15 protein-coding genes are annotated in these 17043 nt (G+C 55.4%); 5 read left to right on the top strand and 10 right to left on the bottom strand.

What is annotated here, in order from left to right:
• Positions 1-494: 494 nt before the first annotated feature.
• Entirely contained in the window at positions 495-908 is a 414-nt protein-coding gene (locus tag SH248x_RS05045; protein ID WP_459557426.1) for a DUF1801 domain-containing protein, read from the top strand.
• A 251-nt stretch (positions 909-1159) separates the two neighbouring features.
• On the opposite strand, the gene SH248x_RS05050 is transcribed toward SH248x_RS05045, so the two are convergent.
• The 4 genes from SH248x_RS05050 to SH248x_RS05065 form a co-directional block, all read right to left on the bottom strand.
• Positions 1160-1366: a YodC family protein gene (locus tag SH248x_RS05050; RefSeq protein WP_459557427.1), complete on the bottom strand. Its 207-nt coding sequence runs from the start codon at positions 1364-1366 to the stop codon at positions 1160-1162.
• A 239-nt stretch (positions 1367-1605) separates the two neighbouring features.
• The gene (locus SH248x_RS05055; protein ID WP_459557428.1) at positions 1606-2373 is read right to left on the bottom strand and encodes a M90 family metallopeptidase; all 768 of its coding nucleotides are present in this window, start codon (positions 2371-2373) and stop codon (positions 1606-1608) included.
• Positions 2374-2407: 34 nt separating this feature from the next.
• Complete coding sequence (locus tag SH248x_RS05060; protein ID WP_459557429.1) at positions 2408-3205, bottom strand: endonuclease/exonuclease/phosphatase family protein; 798 nt, start codon at positions 3203-3205, stop codon at positions 2408-2410.
• Between the two features lie 160 nt (positions 3206-3365).
• Entirely contained in the window at positions 3366-4004 is a 639-nt protein-coding gene (locus SH248x_RS05065; protein WP_459557430.1) for a LysE family translocator, read from the bottom strand.
• Positions 4005-4196: 192 nt separating this feature from the next.
• Here SH248x_RS05065 and SH248x_RS05070 point away from each other — a divergent pair, with 192 nt between their 5' ends.
• The 3 genes from SH248x_RS05070 to SH248x_RS05080 all read left to right on the top strand — a co-directional run bounded on the left by SH248x_RS05070 (position 4197) and on the right by SH248x_RS05080 (position 7761).
• Positions 4197-5744, top strand: coding sequence for a cryptochrome/photolyase family protein (locus SH248x_RS05070; protein WP_459557431.1), 1548 nt, complete (start codon positions 4197-4199; stop codon positions 5742-5744).
• Between the two features lie 87 nt (positions 5745-5831).
• Positions 5832-6470, top strand: a complete 639-nt coding sequence (locus SH248x_RS05075; RefSeq protein WP_459557432.1) for a phosphatase PAP2 family protein — start codon at positions 5832-5834, stop codon at positions 6468-6470.
• A gap of 313 nt (positions 6471-6783) precedes the next feature.
• Positions 6784-7761, top strand: a complete 978-nt coding sequence (locus SH248x_RS05080; RefSeq protein WP_459557433.1) for a glycosyltransferase family 2 protein — start codon at positions 6784-6786, stop codon at positions 7759-7761.
• Positions 7762-7866: 105 nt separating this feature from the next.
• Here the strand turns inward: SH248x_RS05080 and SH248x_RS05085 are convergent, their stop codons facing one another.
• Positions 7867-8349, bottom strand: a complete 483-nt coding sequence (locus tag SH248x_RS05085) for a hypothetical protein (RefSeq protein ID WP_459557434.1) — start codon at positions 8347-8349, stop codon at positions 7867-7869.
• A gap of 244 nt (positions 8350-8593) precedes the next feature.
• Here SH248x_RS05085 and SH248x_RS05090 point away from each other — a divergent pair, with 244 nt between their 5' ends.
• Entirely contained in the window at positions 8594-9496 is a 903-nt protein-coding gene (locus SH248x_RS05090) for an alpha/beta hydrolase fold domain-containing protein (RefSeq protein WP_459557435.1), read from the top strand.
• A gap of 300 nt (positions 9497-9796) precedes the next feature.
• Here the strand turns inward: SH248x_RS05090 and SH248x_RS05095 are convergent, their stop codons facing one another.
• From SH248x_RS05095 to SH248x_RS05115, 5 genes are all read right to left on the bottom strand, one after another.
• Positions 9797-10471 carry a dTMP kinase gene (locus tag SH248x_RS05095; RefSeq protein WP_459557436.1) on the bottom strand — a complete coding sequence of 225 codons (675 nt, stop codon included), beginning with the start codon at positions 10469-10471 and terminating at the stop codon, positions 9797-9799.
• A gap of 121 nt (positions 10472-10592) precedes the next feature.
• A complete protein-coding gene (locus SH248x_RS05100; RefSeq protein ID WP_459557437.1) occupies positions 10593-10979 on the bottom strand; it encodes an STAS domain-containing protein in 387 nt (128 codons plus the stop codon).
• Between the two features lie 215 nt (positions 10980-11194).
• Positions 11195-13795, bottom strand: a complete 2601-nt coding sequence (locus tag SH248x_RS05105) for a hypothetical protein (protein ID WP_459557438.1) — start codon at positions 13793-13795, stop codon at positions 11195-11197.
• Positions 13796-14315: 520 nt separating this feature from the next.
• Positions 14316-14789, bottom strand: coding sequence for a thioredoxin family protein (locus tag SH248x_RS05110; RefSeq protein WP_459557439.1), 474 nt, complete (start codon positions 14787-14789; stop codon positions 14316-14318).
• A 460-nt stretch (positions 14790-15249) separates the two neighbouring features.
• The gene (locus SH248x_RS05115) at positions 15250-16962 is read right to left on the bottom strand and encodes a DUF4340 domain-containing protein (RefSeq protein WP_459557440.1); all 1713 of its coding nucleotides are present in this window, start codon (positions 16960-16962) and stop codon (positions 15250-15252) included.
• Positions 16963-17043 lie beyond the last annotated feature (81 nt).

Here is a 17043-nt window from a genome sequence, read left to right on the forward strand (position 1 = left end):
CGGAATTGGAGTCGACCAAATAGCCCGACCGTTGACAGTAGGCGCACCTCGGAATCGAATGCACGACACGGCGGGGTCTTGAAAGCTGTGCCCTGACTATAATGTGTCAGAGCCGATTTATGCCCATCGGTCCGGCCCTTGGCAGCTTACTTCGTTCCGTCCGTGGACGTGAGAGGCTTCGAGTGCATTTGCTCGCCCTGCCTCTTGAGATCGTCGGCAACCGCTTTTCGACGTGCTTCATTGTCTTGTTGTTTCGTCACACCGTCGGGACATCCAGAACACAAAATCAACGATGAGATCAGCAGCAGTTTTTCGATATTGCTCAAGACGCTCTCCTTTGTTTGAGGGTGAAACATAATGCAGTTTACGTTTTCATGATTAATCAACTCGGTTTATTCCGAATGCTCAAGGATTGAGTCTTGCCAACAATCCTGACGAACGTACAGTTGCGCAACTGCAGTAAGTTCTGCAGTCGTCTTACTTATATGAGAACCATGCCCAAGAAAATTCACTCAGGCCAGTATCTTAATCCCCATTTAGCGAAAACCGTCGACGAATATATTGAACGTCTTAGTGGCTGGCGAGGCGAAATCGTGCAGACATTAAGAGAACTCATCAGCTCGACAGTTCCCAAAGCGATTGAATATTTTCGTTGGGGACAACCTGTCTACGAACTCAACGGTCCCTTCTGCTACATCAAGGGGTTTCGCAACCAGGTCAACTTTGGTTTTTGGCGTGGTGATGAAGTTGCAGACCCGAAGGGATTGCTGGCAAAGTCCACAGATCGAATCAAATACATCACGCTCACGTCGATTGATCAGATTCAGACAACAGCATTTCGTGAGATGATCAAATCAGCGGTCAAACTGAATAAAGACCATGGTGATCCAACCAGGCGAGCTACATGAAGCTCTTAGCTATTCTATATTTCGCACCGATCGATGCCTAGACGCAAACTACAGCGAAGGAACGGCGAGATTGAATCATCAGAGTCGACTGCTTGCTAAAAGCCAGTCTTCTTATTGAAGTAATTCAAGTGTTGCTAGATATGTAGGGTGCTGGTGAGTCTTCGAACCGCACCAAAACGACATTCATTCGCCCATTTGGTGCGGTTCGCAGAGCCTCACCAGCACCCTACGATGAATTTAGAAATCGCTTGCTAGGCTGGTCTCAGTGACAACGGAGGAAAGATACCCTCGTGAAGCCTTTTTTCATCAAACCACTGGCAATGCACACCAGTGTCTTCCGGCTCATAGTGAATGTCATCGCTGACGTCGCTTTCATCAATCGTGAATCGGACAGTCATCACAGGTCCGCCAGAAAGCAACTGGACCTGACTTCCAACTCTGATTTCGTCATAAGTCATGATACACCCCTGTTCGTTTGGGCAGGAGTGTAGTTCTAACGGAAAGAGAACGCAAGGAAATAATTTATGAGGGGCTGACCTGCATGAATAGTGGATGGCCGACAAACACGAAAACGTAACACCAGACGTTCTCTCCAAGTAGGGCAAGGCGGGCTAGACGGCGAGTACCTGACTTGCTGAGTTGCAGCCATTTGATACCGCCACTCAGACTTGATGATTGGCACCCTTCTCGTGTCTCACTACCCCAGAAAATCCTGTCGATAATACCGCTGCATAACACGATAAAGCTCAGGCCACTGCTCGGCCATTTCTTGCGGGGCTTCGAAAAAGACTTCCGTCGTGACCGCAAAGAACTCGGCGCGGTTGGTTGCGCCGTAGCAATCGATGAGCGTGTACTGGTTGCGTTCGCACGCTCGGCTGAGTCGTTGATAGGCGGCGTCCGTGACCTTGACCCACTCCTCGGCCTGCTCGTGAGATTCAATCGGCGGGATCCCGTCGGCTGAGCGTCCATTGCGGTAATCGAGCTGGTGTGCGAACTCATGCACGATGACGTTGTGAGGATGTCGTCGCTTCCAATAGTCCTCTTCCTCGAGGCATTCCTGGATATCCGACCAGGCCAGAATCACCGGGCCATGATACCACGATTCGCCGGCTCGCTGAGAGACACCTTCGACGACGATGTTTCCGCCGAGAACTTCCTGGGACTTCGCCTCGTACGGCGTTGGATAGACAAGAACCGTCTTCACGTCGCGCAACGTCTCTCGCTCGAAGCCGAGTACTAGACGAATCGCATGGGCCCCGATCGTGACCTTATGTTCTTCCGTCAGGACCAGCCCACCACAGCCTTCCCAGTATTTGGCTTCCACGAACTCGATGAGTCGCTGGTCGAACTCCTGCTGCAGCACGGGCGAAAGTCGTTCCCGGAACTTTGCATTCGATTCTAAAATGGAACGCCAGGACACCGGCAGTTCCCGCGGCGTTCGCTCACCCCACAGCCAATTGAACATAGTCGTCGATCTGTGCCCCAAATTCGTTGGCGGTTTACTGAGCCGGCTTGAGTTCGATCTCCGCCAGCAACGGGCGATGGTCGGACGCCATCGGCTCCTCAATGACATCCACCATCTTAACGTCAAATCGAGACGGAGGGGACATCATGATGAAATCAATTTCACTGCGAGGCCTGTCAGACGAAAACGTAAATCGATCCTCCGCTGGCTTCTTCGCTTCTAGCATTCCGCGACGCATCAGTTCCAGCGTCTTTGATTCCGGCCCATCATTGAAATCACCCACAACAAGACAAGGCGTCTTCAGCCCTTCGAGATGTGTCTTCAACTCGTTCGCCTGAGCGACTCGAAACTTGTCATCGCGTACCCAGTCAAAGTGCAGGCAGACAAAACTAACAATCTCCCCGCCCGGCAGTTTCACATCAACGACCAGCGCCACCCGCGGCTCATTCCCCGTCGGCAGTTTGACGATCGTCGACTTTTCGATCGGATACTTCGACAACACAGCCAGCCCATAACGCCCGCCATCATAGTCCATAAATGGAGCAAACGAGTGATGCATCCCCAACTGCTTGCCAAGCTCCGCCGCCTGATCAACACTGCCGCTTCGTTTGGCGTTTTCGTCAACTTCCTGTAAACCCACAAGATCAGGATTCAGCGTCTTGATGACAGCGGCGGTACGAGCTAGATCTGTCTTGTCGTCATTGCCCAGTCCCCGTTTAATGTTGTAACTGAGGACTCGCAAACCGGTCGTCTCGTTGTCGCTCTGCTGAGCAGACAGCGACGAAGTTCCAACAGCAACAACCAACATCAGAACAACGGCAGCAATTCGCATGATCTCATTCTCTCACCAGGCGTCGTACATCAAATAACAATCCACCTGATCGAAAAGCCTACCTCGCTATTCTCTCCATGCAAAGTGCTCAAACGTACTGGCGCAGTCGATCATCAAGAGTTATCACGATAGTATCGAAAAAGGCAAATACGGCTGCGTTTTACAACCGACTCGCAATCAACTTTACCCCGAGCGCTCCGAGCGTCCCCGAGGTCACCCGGTCAATATAAAACTTGGCATGCCCGTACATCGCCCTCAATCGGGCATGGGAAAAGAAAACCGCCACCAGCAGAAACCAGACGTACTCGATCGAAACACTCAAGCTGACCGCAGCCACTTTATAAAGTCCTGTCGCATCAGCCGGGAGGATGGCAACAAAGATTGAGCCAAAGAAGATGACCGCTTTCGGATTCGACATCTGAACGAAGAACCCGGACAAAAACGCAGACCACAACGTCTTCCCGCGAGCAGGTGACGGAGGATCGACTTCCGGAGTTGCAGGATTGAAATCGATCTGGTCGGTCGCATGTTTCCACAGCATCACCGCGAAGTACAGCAGGAACAATCCTCCACCCCAGGTAATCAAGTCGAACAGCCAGGGAAAAGCCTTGAACAACAGCCCCAGCCCGCATAACGCAGCGGTGGCGTAGACCAGGGTTCCGGTCGCGACTCCCGTCGCCGTCGCCAGACCCTGGATCCTCGATCGCAGCGCGTTGCGCGAAACACAAACAAACGACGGTCCCGGACTGATCGTCGCGACAATCTGAGCAAACGTCAGCAGAAGAAAGGCATTCAACATGGCGAACCGATGACCACGCAACGAAGAGGAAACAGGAGTTGTTCGGAAAGAATAACGCGAGTCAGACAGATCGAATAGCTCGGCGGTTCGGCATCGACATGAGTAGTTGCCGCACGACTAAAATATCCCGTCAGCATGAATCCTCCTCACGATCCGACACCTCGGGGAACCACGACTAGAAAGCGATCGACGATGTCCCGGACCATCCGTAACCTGATTCTGGTTCTGGGAGACCAACTGGATCACCAGTCTTCCGTTTTCGACGACTTCGATCCCAAACAGGACGCCGTCTGGATGGCGGAAGTCGAAGAAGAGAACACGCACGTCTGGTGTCACAAGCTACGAATCGCAGTCTTCCTGTCAGCCATGCGACACTTCCGTGACGATCTGACGGAACAGGGCTTTCGTGTCGAGTATCACGAACTCACCACCGCTCCCAGTCACGACAAAGGGAAAAGCCACGCCGAAGTCCTCACCAAAAGCATTCGGCACCTCCATCCCCGGAAACTCATCGTCGCGTTTCCAGGTGATGACCGAGTCAAAACAAACCTCGAAAAGACTGCCAAAGACCTCGATATTGAACTCGAAATCCGCCCGGACCGACACTTCTACTGCACCCCCGAGGAATTCGCAGAGTACGCCAAAAATCGTTCCGGCCTGCTCCTGGAGAACTTTTATCGTCACATGCGTAAGACGCATCACATCCTCGTCGATAAGCAGGGCACCCCCGAAGGCGATCAATGGAACTACGACCACGACAACCGCGAGTCCTTCGGCAAATCCGGCCCTCCCAAGATCTCGAAACGTCCCCGCTTCGAGCCAGACCAGATCACGCGTGACGTTTTCGACCTCGTCGAGAAACGCTTCGCAAAACACCCCGGACGCCTCGACCACTTCGACCACCCTGTCACTCGCGACGATGCAAAAAAGCTGCTGCGTCACTTCATCAACCACCTCCTCGAAAGCTTCGGCCCGTTTGAAGATGCCATGTGGACCGATGAGCCATTCCTCTATCACTCCCGATTATCACTGCCACTCAACCTCAAGCTGATCAGCCCGCGGGAATGCATAGAGGCCGCCATCAAAGCCTACGAAGATGGCAAAGCAGATCTCGACAGCGTCGAGGGCTTCGTCCGACAGATCCTTGGCTGGCGCGAATTCATTCGAGGAGTTTACTGGCTGAAGATGCCGCAGTATCAGAAGCTCAACTCCCTCAATCAGACTCGCGAGCTGCCCGCCTTCTACTGGGACGGCAAGACCGACATGAACTGCGTCCATCACGTCATGAACAGCATTCTCGACCACGGTTACACGCATCACATCCAGCGCCTAATGGTCATGGGCAATCTCGCCCAGACAATGGGAGCCGATCCTTACCAGTTCCACGAGTGGCACATGGCGATGTACGTCGACGCGGTCGACTGGGTGTCTTTGCCCAATGCCCTGGGAATGAGCCAGTTCGGAGATGGCGGGATCGTCGGTACCAAGCCCTATTGCTCGACCGGCAATTACATCAACAAGATGAGCAATTACTGCAAAGGGTGTCGCTACGATTACAAGCAGAAAGTCGGCGACGACGCCTGCCCCTTCTCGACGTTCTACTGGGACTTCTTCGACCGTCATTACGACAAGCTCAAAAACAACCAGCGACTTTCCTTCGCCATCAAAAACCTGGAGAAAATGCGCCAAGATCAGGAGTTGATGTCCGGGATTCGATCACGGGCCAAACAACTCATTTAGATGTGGGAAAGTGGCGAGCGCTCCGAGTCTACAAAGAAGCCGCGAGATCTCTTTTCGTAGACACCGGTTGTTCGCTATAACCCGACTATGAAATGGTTGACTGGCTATCGTGATGTGGTGTTCGTCATCGTGATGTGCCTGCTGGGAACAGCGGCGCTTTCGATCGATCTGCCGGTGACAAACTTTTTCCGGGACGCAAAGATCCCCAGCTTCTGGCGTGACTTCGTCGAAAACACCGAGCCCTTCGGCCACGGCATCGGTGCCTTCTTCATTCTCCTGGTGATGGTGGTCCTCGATGTCAGTCGAAGAAAGTTGATGCCCTGGGCCTATCTGGCTGTTTATGGCGCAGGTATCACCACCAACATCCTCAAGCTGTTCTCTGGTCGAGTCCGCCCCCGTGATCTCCTCGCCGATGCAGAACTCAAAGGCGTCTACGAAACCTTCCGCTGGTGGTTGGAAGATGGGACTGCTCGCCCGAAAGCCGGCTTCGAAAGCTTCCCCTCCGGCCACTCGACCTCTGCGTTCGCACTCGCCTGTGTCCTGAGCCACTTTTACCCACGCGGACGATACCTCTTCTTCTTTATGGCGATCCTCGTCGCCTACGGTCGCGTCCAAACCCGCGCCCACTACCTCAGCGACGTCTGCTTCGGCGCCGCTCTCGGCTGGGGCTTCGCCACCGTGATCATGCACCTCATGCTCAAACGTCACCCGGAATTCAAGAAATAGTGCTCGCTTGAAAATGGGTGGCCCAGCCGTTCATGGCTGGGTCGGCAAAGCCGACAAGAAGCGTCACCATACGCTCTCAAACGAAAGTCACCTCGCCATTTCCAGTTGTATCCGCATGGCGCTGGCTTCTTGTGAGCTGCGCTCACCCAGCCATGAACGGCTGGGCCACCCAACAGAAAACTCCTCTTGCCGCACTTCTGCAAATGCGATAAACACCGCTCACAAAAGAAGATCGCGCTGCAGGTCAGGGGCTTTCCCCGTCAGTTCAGGATGACTGTCCCTGCAGACTCCACAGGAAAAGGATGCCTGGTTCATGGACGTTTCGGTCGTCGTCCCGATTTACAACGAGTTTGACAACCTCCCGTTGCTCCACGAACAGCTCGATACCGTGATGAAAAAACATCCCGGAAATTACGAGTTGATCTTCGTCGACGACGGATCTAAAGATGGCAGCGTCAATCGCCTGCGCGAACTCGCCGCCAAAGATCACCACGTTAAAGTCGTCCTCTTCCGTCGTAACTACGGCCAGACCGCCGCCATGCACGCCGGCATTCAACACGCTGAATGCGAAGTCGTCATCACCATGGATGGCGACCTGCAGAACGACCCGGACGATATCCCGATGATGCTCGCCAAGATCGAAGAAGGCTACGACCTCGTCCACGGCTGGCGGAAAAATCGACAAGACACCTTCATCAACCGCAAACTGCCGTCCAAGATCGCCAACTGGCTGATCTCGAAATCGACCGGCTTCCCGATTCACGACCTCGGCTGCACGCTGAAGGCCATCCGTACCGAAATCGCCCAGGAACTCGAACTCTACGGCGAAATGCACCGCTTCATCCCGATCCTCGCCCACCAGCGCGGAGCCCGTTGTGTGGAAGTCGTCACCAAACACCACCCGCGACGCTTCGGCACGACCAAGTACGGCATCGGCCGCACGACCCGCGTCGTGCTCGACCTGATCACCGTCAACTTCCTGCTGCGTTACTTCAACAGCCCGATGAAATTCTTCGGCAAGATCGGCATGTGGTGCGCCGTCATCGCGATGATCTCAGGCATGGTCACCGTCGGGATGAAAGCCTTCGGCGGCGTCGACATGACCGGCAACCCGCTACTGCTTCAGACCGTCTTCTCCTCCATGGTCTGCCTGCAGTTCCTCAGCCTGGGCATCATCGGCGAAGTCTGTGCCCGCATCTATTACATCGGCGGCAACCGCACGAACTACACCGTCCGCGAAGTCCTTGGCGGGCGTAAGGAAGAGGAAGTCCGAACTCTCAAAGTTGCATAGTCGATCTCCGCACACGCTCCCACAACCAACAAAAAAAGCGGCGAGGATTCACCAATCCTCGCCGCTTTCGCGTTTCTATTAAGCCACACTCGATAGCAAACTCACTTATGAGACCACGAGCGCCTTCACGCCAGACCGCTTCAGCGACATATACCCAATCGCAATAAACCCCACCAGCACCGCCAGCTGTGCGACTGCAAACGCAGGCTCAGTCTGTGTCGGAGCAAGCGCTTTCAAAACCGGAATCTTCTGGAACGATTGGACGACCAGGACAAACACGTTGAAGTACTGCGAAATCAAAGCTGTCACAATGTAGGTCGAACGCCATCCGCCCGTATGAGCTTTTGCGTACTCTGCATAAGTCGCGATCGAAAGAGTGATCAACGACAACACGCCCACCACATGCGAAGGCAGAATCTTCTCAGCCGGAAGCAGAAACCCGCTGACACTCGTCGCAATTGTGGTCGACAGAAAAACCGCCGTCCAGCGAGGCAGGTTCCTGTTCACAAGAAACCCGTAAGCAACCACAAACCCAGCTACAATACCAATCAGACTGATCACAACATGGGAAACAAGCATGGCAGACATGGCCATCTCCAATCTTTGAAGTTTTTCCTAAGCGAGCCATAGAGAATGTCGCGAAGATAACAAGATCCTTTCAACAATACGTTAATATTCTTTCTCTCGAGAGTCCGTCCCTTCTCCCCCGGGGAGAAGGTGGCAGCGCTTCGCTGACGGATGAGGGTCGGCTATAGGCAAAAGTCGACTCCCATCACTTCAACCCGCATCAGGAAACCCTCTCCTTCCCCCCGCACCCAGAAAGTCGCCACCCATGAAACCAGCCTTGCTCGCCGCGTTGGTCCTCACCCTCCACACCCCATGGCTCGCCGCCCAGACCCCCATCAAACCAACCCACCCCAACGTCCCCTACGGCCAACACCCCAGCCAGGTCCTTGACGTTTACCTCGCCACCTCGGACAAACCAACCCCTCTCCTCTTCTTCATCCACGGCGGCGGCTGGATGAACGGCGACAAAGCCAACCCCGACTTCCTCGACCGCTTCCTCAAAGACGGCATGTCCGTCGTCTCCATCAATTACCGTTTGATTCCCCAGGCTCAAGAGCAGGGCGTCAAACCTCCTGTCAAAGCCTGCCTCGAAGACTGCGCCCGCGCCCTCCAGTTCGTCCGCAGCAAGTCCACCGAATGGAACATCGACAAAACCCGCATCGCCGGATGCGGCGGTTCCGCCGGTGGTTACAACACTCTCTGGCTCGCGTTCCACGACGACATGGCCGACCCGAAGAGTGATGATCCCATCGCCCGTGAATCAACTCGTCTCGTTTGCGCCATGACCTTCGTCCCGCAAACCTCCCTAGACCCGACACAGATGCGTGACTGGATCCCCAATAACGACTACGGCCACCACGCCTTCCTCCTCCCCAGCTACCAGTCCTTTATCGACCAGCGCGAACAACTGATGGACGACATCCGCAAATACTCCCCTTACGAACTCGTCACCAGCGACGATCCACCCGTCTATCTCTTCTACGACACCCCACTCGCCATGGGCCAACCAGCAGCCGACCCACCCCACTCCGCCAACTTCGGCGGCGGCCTCGTCGAAAAACTCAAAGAGAAAAAAGTCCCCTACATCTTCAACTACAAAGGCGCCACCGACATCACCGAACCCGACCTCTTCCGCTACCTGACCACCTACCTGCAAGCAAAGCAGTAACGGTAACCCCCATAGCTCCCTTCTCCCCCCGGGAGAAGGTGCCCGAAGGGCGGATGAGGGAATCGCGCCAACAAGCGATCAATAAATTCACAAGACAACCGAGGGCACCTTGCAACCCCATTCCGAAGTCCCTACTTCCTTGATGTGGAAGCAAGGAGTTCGCTCACGCCGAAAAGGCGGGAGTGAACGAAGCGATGGTCCTTTCAGGAAAGGTGCCCAATCGCCGGATGAGAGTGGCGCCAGGCAAGCGTTCGCCTTCAATCTCTCACCAACAAAACCAACCAGCAAAATAACTCCCGCCTACCCCCGCACAGCCCCCATCACCACCCGATAAACCTCTTCCCCAATCTCCTCAATCGTCCGCAGCCTCGTCCCTTCACTGCACGTCACCACCGTCCACCCCGACTCCTCACCCGCCAGTCGCAGATACTCCAGCCGGACATGCCCCAAGTACCCCTGCGCGGCTTCATGCAGGTCAAGACTATGGGCTGTATACTCCCGGACGTCCTTCTTCAGAACGAGAGCCTGCGACGTCTCCGCATCGAGCTCGAGATAGATCGTCAGATCCGCTTTCGGCAGCGAGTAAATCTCATACTCCAACTGCTCAATCCACCCCTTCAACGTCACCCGTCGGGCAGGATCGACCTTCGCTAACTGATACGCCAGATTGGAAGACACATACCGATCACACAACACAATCTGATTCTCAGCCATCATTCTCGCAATCAGATCGCGCGATTCAAACCGATCCCCTGCATACAGCCCCGCGACCAGAAACGGATCGACGACATCGAGCGCGCCATAAGCACCATTAAGAAACTCCGCCACCCGCTTCCCGAACCCCGTCGCCTCGTACCTCGGAAACGCCAGACGCGCGACCGAAATCCCCTCCGCAGCCAGCCGCTCACACAGCAGCTTCGTCTGCGTCCCCTTCCCCGACCCGTCAATCCCTTCAATCGCAATCAGCATCGTCATTTTATCTTATGATAGTCCCTTCTCCCTTGAGGGGAGAAGGTGCCCGAAGGGCGGATGAGGGTGAGCGATAGGCAATGGTCAACTCTCATTGTCTGCACGACCACAGGCACGAAGGCTTGAATCACGTCTCCGAGTAACAACTCGCAAACTCCGTCCCCTTCTCCACGGTCGGAATCACATGAAAATAATTGAGCAGGTTACTCGCCCGAAAGATTGTCTCCAGATGCCCCTGCACGCCACACATCACCAGCACGCCCCCTTGAGACTTCAGCTTCTTATGCAGATGCACGAACTTCCCGATCAACGAACTCGTAATCAGATTGACCGCTTTGATATCGAGCACCATTCGATGGCAGTCGAAATCATCCGACAGGCTGTTGAGATCACGACCAATCTGCTCGATGACCTCTTCCTCATAGATCGAAGGCGTACACAGAACAATCTGCGCACACGCCCCTGTCTGCTTGAGCTTCAGATGCTTTGATTGAAAGCCAGTGAGGTTCGTCATATCCCGCTGCCTGCTGAAGTGCCGAACTAAAGACTCCTCAACCGATTCATCACCGGCTGTTCATCCTAGCATGCCGCCCACGTCCACCGAACAAACTCAACATCAGATCCCCTGGGAGGCGACATGAAAATGCACGTGGGCGCAGAAGGGCAGGGGAGTTGGCAAGACAGGCCATTGATCAACAACGGCCTGTCTGCTCCAGCCAAAACTCTCCGTTAACCTTCGTCCGAACGTCGACGTGGCCGACGTCGTCGAGACCGACCGCCTCGAGTACGCTTCTCGCCGCCATCTTTCGACTCAGTGTCACGGGCATCTTCGTCGACTGGATCTGGATCGATGCCAAAGTCGTCATCATGATCGTGATCGAAGTCATCGTCTTCATATCGAGACGCAACCGGCTCCGGCTCGCGTGGAGGCCCCTTCCGCGGCTCAGGACGCTGCGTCCGACCACGAGGTTCGACACTACGCGACTCGGTTCGAGGCTCCGCTCCGCGTTCACTACGACGTGATTCCCGAGGTTCACGTGGCTCATCACCCCCACGTCCTTCACTCGAGCGGCTTTCAGTCGAACGCCCTTCACCAGAACGTCCTTCACTCGGGCGCCCCGCAGGACGACCTTCGCTTGATCGACCTTCTTCACGACGTGGACCGCGATCACGACCGCGTGGCTCGCGTGATTCCCGAGGCTCCCGCGATTCTCTTGGCTCACGGCCTTCGCGTGGCTCGCGACTCTCTCGTGGTTCACGAGACTCGCGGCTTTCTGGCTTACGCGCTTCTGGCTTGCGAGGTTCAGGTTTGTGACCTTCGTCATCCCAGTCATCGGACTCGTCAGACGCAACTCCGCGATACTCTGGCACGCGTTGTTGAATCTCGATCACTTCTGAGTCGAAGTGATCGCGTCGTGAACGTCCGCCACGACCACGTCCTCGCGACCCGCCTTCACTGCGCCCTTCCGAGGATCGTTCCTCAGAACGCCCTTCCGGACGACTCTCAGAACGTTTGCTCTCGTCACGGCCTTCCGATCGGCTCTCACTGCGACCTTCTGATCGCCCTTCACTAGCACGCCCTTCACCGCCGCGACCTTCCGCAGGACGACGTTCCGGACGTCCTTCACTGCGGCTCTCGCCACGACCTTCGCTGCGTCGGCCTTCCGAGCTTCGGCCTTCACCACGGCTGCTTTCTCGTCGTCCTTCGCCGCGGCCTTCTGATCGACCTTCGCCACCGCCACGGCCTTCCGTGCGACCCTGGCTTCGAGGCTCGCCGCTGCGACTTTCACCGCCACGGCTCTCTCCACCACGGCTCTCTCCACCACGGCTTTCGCTGCGACCTTCGTCCGAACGTGATTCACCACCACGTTCGCGTCGTCCTTCACTCGAACGTCCTTCACTGGATTGAGACCGACCACGTCCCGAATCCGAGCCGCCGCGTCCCCGTCCCGAGCCAGAATGGCCAGTCGGAGCACTCCCGCGAGCCTGTCGCAGATGCTCAGGCAAAACGCAGTTCATAACGTCTGTCCAGGTCGGTACATCAGCGTACTCTGGATTGACTCGCGATGGGGTATCGCCTTCTTCCATATCCAGTTCATCAAAGTCCGCGCGTGGCCCGCTCGATCCAGTGTAACTGGATGAGGACCGTCCAGGTCGTCCGCCACGGCCTTCTTCGCTGCGTGGGCCGCGTCGGGATGGGGCTTCTGATACGACTTCATCGTCCAGATCCGCTTCCACCGGGCGTTCATCGCGATGCTTGTCGCGACTATCTGCTGCACGACTGTCTCGTGAGACACTATCACGAGATCCACCATCTCGAGAACCGCGACCACCTCGTCCACGTCCGCGTCCACCAGACGATGGTCGTCGTGACGTTGTTTCTTCAGCCGCTTCATGACCGAAGCTGTCTTCAATTTCCTCTTCGTGAACATCCACGATTTCCGGTTCTTCATACACCGGCTCAACGCGACGTTCCGGACGCGGACCGCGACCACGTCCACCATCATCACTACGGCCGCGTCCCCCGCGACCACCTCGATCGCCGCCACCACTGCGTTCGCCACCACGACGAGGACGTCCGCCTCGACCGCCACGATCGCTTCCCGAGTCGCTGCTACGCTCTTCGCGATCCCTGCTATCCCAGTTCCAGCTGTCGAGACCTGACCAGTATTCGTCGATTTCGTCTTCCGAAGCATCATCGTCACCCGCGTCAATCACACTGACGCTATCAACAGCTGATGCAATGACTTCGACTTCTTCTTCCTCGTCGTCATCATCATCTTCGTCGTCCTCATCGTCATCATCGTTGAACCCGGCGAAGAGGTCTGCTTCTTCGTCAGCGACGACTTCCTCATGCTCGTCGTCACCTTCCTCGTCTTCGTCTTCATCATCGTCGTCATCATCATCGAACCCGGACTCTTCATCGTCCGCATCGTAGATCGTATCGATGTTGCTCTCGTGGAACTCTTCCACCAGACCCAGACCGAAATCATCATCATCGTCGTCATTGGCCATCACAGCATGGCGCTTCACCGGACGACCAGCAGGCTTGCCTGATCCTGACTGTGACTGACGCGAGACCGCTGGTTTCTCGTCGATTTCTTCAACAACATCATCATGGTCTTCGTCAAACGAGACCACGGCGACATCATGATCAGCCTCAGCAGGCTTTTCAGACAGATTGGACTCGGCAGAAGTTTCTTTTTCGAGTTCCGACAGGAAGTCGAAATCCGGCAGCTCACCCTGAGCGCCAATGCCGAACAGATCGTCAGCAAGCGAGTCCCAGGATTGATTGTCATTTGGACGGAGTGGATCGAGCGGTGTGTTCATAACGTCTGGTGATTCGATTTCTGAAGAGTCAAAACTCTCGTGATGTGCCTTGTGGGAGATTGTATCGTGTGTTGGCGCTTGCAGTTGCGCCGGGACCATCTTATTTCGCTCGAACGAGACTTCTCATCCGACAGACGCACAAAAGGCGTGCTCGTGAGCGTAAGGACGGTCAAAGGCTGATAAACCGTTCATTGTACCGAATTTGTGCCATTTTGATACTGAACAGCAACTCTCAATGCGGTTTTTTGACTCCCCCGACCGACTCATCCCCCCATCCCCACCGCGCAACAAAAAAGAGCAAAGCGAACTTTGCTCTCTTTTCTTATTCTGACCCTTCTCCCCCGGGGAGAAGGTGGCGGCGCTTCGCCGACGGATGAGGGACCTCTGCGAATTGCACAACGCCCACAACTTCGTCCCTTCTCCCTTGAGGGGAGAAGGTGCCCGAAGGGCGGATGAGGGTGGGCGCTAGGCAACCATCGACTGACAACCCCGTAACCACCCATCAGGCAAAATCCGGCACTTACCGCCCCACAACCGACTGATTCTTCTTCGCTGCGTTCAACTCATCTTTCAGCTCATCCGACTTCTTAAACCCAATGATCTTCCCCAGCAAATCCGCTTGCGGACTCAACACAACCATCGTCGGCAACGTCTCGACTTCCAGAATCTTGGCGACTTCACGGTTCTTGTCGAAATCCAGGTGCACCGCCACGAAGTTCTCCGACACAAACTCAACCATCTTCGGCTCTGACAGCGTCGTCTCGTCCATTTTCTTGCAGAACGTACACCAGCTCGCCCCGAAGGTCACCAGCATCGGCTTACGTGTCTGAGACGAGACTTTCTGAGCCTCCTTCAGATCATGCAGCCAGGTAATGCTCTTTTCTTCGCCCCGGCCAAATTTCATCCAGCCAGGCAGACCAGCCGAACTGACGCTGGTCATTCCGACAACCAGCAGGCACAGCGTGGCGAATACAAAAAAATGTTCGCGTCTCATGGGGAAATCCTTTTCCAAAACGCCGTCAAACAGGCATCGAATGGCCCATTCGTGCGGGACGACGGCAGTGGTCATCCATGACTACCGCAGGAGTGTCGTGCTGATAAATGAAGGCCCTACATCATTATCTATCGGAACTCGACGTCTCAATCCTCAGAGTTGGAACGCCAAGAACAAATGTTTTACACGACAAGACCGTCTCAGTAACCCCAACTTACCCACTCTGACAATCGACTGCCCGCTCAACCCTCCCTCTCACGACCCTTCTCCCCCGGGGAGAAGGTGGCGGCGCTTCGCCGACGGATGAGGGACCTCTGGGAATATAATAAAGCCCCATTCCGCCCTTCTCCCTTAAGGCGAGAAGGTGCCCGAAGGGCGGATGAGGGTGGGCGCTAGGCAAGCGTTCGCCTCCAATGTCAATTCAAGCCACAGCCAGTCTGCAGATTGCTCACCAGACCGCTCAATCCCCTGTCGGTGCCGCTGTCCCCGCTGCAGCTGGTTCCCCAGCCGCAGGCTCACCCGTCGTGACCGGCGGAGTCACAGCCTCAGGCTTCTCTTCAGCTGGCATCGCCGCAGCAGGGGCAGCTGATGACTCACCCGCTGCAGCCGGCGCTTCCCCGTTCACGGGTGCTTCGGCCTCTTCTTTAATCGTCGGCAATTTCGCCTTCACCAGATCTGCTCGCTTGAGTGAGAACTCTTCAAAGCTGTCCCCCGAAATGACATAGTACCAGTCTGCAAACCGGGCATTCAGCTCCTTGGCCTTCTTTTTGGCTGCTTCGACCTTGGCATCATAAACCTTCAGCTCCGCTTCGTACTGCTTCTGCTTGGTTTCATACTCTTTCAGCGCGACTTCATACATTGCTTTCGGATCAGCCTTGATCTCACCAACCTTGTTCGAATCAGTAGGTTGTCCCTCTGCAGGTGACGCCGCCGTCGCAGGATCAGCAGCAGGTGTCGCCTCCTCTGCCTTCGGCTCTTCCGGCTTGACTGGAGCAACCGGCTTCTCGCCTAGAGCAGCAGGATCAAAGTTGACCGTCAAAAACAGATAACGGTTCTTTCCGATCGATGGTGTTTCCTCTTTGGCTTCTCCCTCTTTCTTCTCTTCATCCTTCTTCTTGGCAAACCCGACTTCAATCTCCTCATCATCACCCGCGACGATCGCACCGAAGTGCATCACGTAGGTCAGGCCGTCCTTCGTCATCACCGCCAGTTCGCCTTCATTCGAAACCAGCCGCATCTCACCGGCGCGATTCTGGCTGAAGTAGAACCCCTTACTCTGCAGGTTCATCGACGTCAGGATATCCTGGCTGACATCCTTGTTCGTCTTCAGATCTGCACTCAGCCCCTCTGGCTTACGACGAATCCCGACGATCCGTAAATCATCCAGCTGATCAATCAGCCCGTTGACTTTTGCAATCTGCATCTCTTCTTCCGGCTTGAGATCTTCGAGTTTGCAGTCCTCGGATCCTTCCGGCTTACTCAGCGTGTAAAAGCCCTGATCGACAATTCGCCCAGATCCTTCGTCGACACTGTAGCGGTGAATGACGATCTTCTCGAGATCCGTCTTCGCCAGGCTCAGCAGGTCATCTTCGATCCAATCGGTGAACTTCGTCGAAAGATCGATATCAATCGCAGCCACATACGTCTGATCCTCATCAGGACGACGCACGTAGTACATGTTCTCGCCCCCTTCTGCCTTCTTCCCGATGATCAGGTCCGTCAGGGGAGTTCCATCCTTGACCAGCGTAATCCGATTGCCACGTCCCTTGATCGCGGTCGATTCTTCATCGCCAGGATCGATGACCCCCAGACGCTCAAAGTCTGCCGACCGACGCCCCACCAGCGCCCCGCGTTCAATCCCGACCACCGACGCCGCCGTCTTCGCCAGCTGATCTTTCGCATCGGCTGGATAATCATAGTGAGAGGGAATGACCCACTTGCCGTTCTTGCTTTGAATCGAAAACCGATCCCCGGTCGCCGTGTCTTCATCGTAACGAACAAGGTTCAATCCGTTCGCATCATTGGGGTCCGTGAAGTCCGGATAAAACGGCTTCCCGACTTGCGCAAACTCCGCTTCATCGGCTCCCTGGCTCTTCATTCCAGACCAGGCAGCTGCCCCCACAAGGACAACAGCCAGCCCCACAAAGATCATCGTTTTCGACAGCTCATTCATATCAAAATCACCCAACAATTAACGGCGTGTTCTTGTTTGTTTTGCCCTTCTCCCCCCGGGAGAAGGTGGCCGAAGGCCGGA

Origin of the sequence: Lacunimicrobium album (assembly GCF_052161635.1) — a bacterium.
GTDB lineage: Bacteria > Planctomycetota > Planctomycetia > Planctomycetales > Planctomycetaceae > SXPC01.

Coding starts and splice junctions, on each gene's coding strand:
- SH248x_RS05045 (WP_459557426.1), top strand. CDS start 495: ATGCCCAAGAAAATTCACTCAGGCCAGTATCTTAATCCCCATTTAGCG.
- SH248x_RS05050 (WP_459557427.1), bottom strand. CDS start 1,366: ATGACTTATGACGAAATCAGAGTTGGAAGTCAGGTCCAGTTGCTTTCT.
- SH248x_RS05055 (WP_459557428.1), bottom strand. CDS start 2,373: ATGTTCAATTGGCTGTGGGGTGAGCGAACGCCGCGGGAACTGCCGGTG.
- SH248x_RS05060 (WP_459557429.1), bottom strand. CDS start 3,205: ATGCGAATTGCTGCCGTTGTTCTGATGTTGGTTGTTGCTGTTGGAACT.
- SH248x_RS05065 (WP_459557430.1), bottom strand. CDS start 4,004: ATGTTGAATGCCTTTCTTCTGCTGACGTTTGCTCAGATTGTCGCGACG.
- SH248x_RS05070 (WP_459557431.1), top strand. CDS start 4,197: ATGTCCCGGACCATCCGTAACCTGATTCTGGTTCTGGGAGACCAACTG.
- SH248x_RS05075 (WP_459557432.1), top strand. CDS start 5,832: ATGAAATGGTTGACTGGCTATCGTGATGTGGTGTTCGTCATCGTGATG.
- SH248x_RS05080 (WP_459557433.1), top strand. CDS start 6,784: ATGGACGTTTCGGTCGTCGTCCCGATTTACAACGAGTTTGACAACCTC.
- SH248x_RS05085 (WP_459557434.1), bottom strand. CDS start 8,349: ATGTCTGCCATGCTTGTTTCCCATGTTGTGATCAGTCTGATTGGTATT.
- SH248x_RS05090 (WP_459557435.1), top strand. CDS start 8,594: ATGAAACCAGCCTTGCTCGCCGCGTTGGTCCTCACCCTCCACACCCCA.
- SH248x_RS05095 (WP_459557436.1), bottom strand. CDS start 10,471: ATGACGATGCTGATTGCGATTGAAGGGATTGACGGGTCGGGGAAGGGG.
- SH248x_RS05100 (WP_459557437.1), bottom strand. CDS start 10,979: ATGACGAACCTCACTGGCTTTCAATCAAAGCATCTGAAGCTCAAGCAG.
- SH248x_RS05105 (WP_459557438.1), bottom strand. CDS start 13,795: ATGAACACACCGCTCGATCCACTCCGTCCAAATGACAATCAATCCTGG.
- SH248x_RS05110 (WP_459557439.1), bottom strand. CDS start 14,789: ATGAGACGCGAACATTTTTTTGTATTCGCCACGCTGTGCCTGCTGGTT.
- SH248x_RS05115 (WP_459557440.1), bottom strand. CDS start 16,962: ATGAATGAGCTGTCGAAAACGATGATCTTTGTGGGGCTGGCTGTTGTC.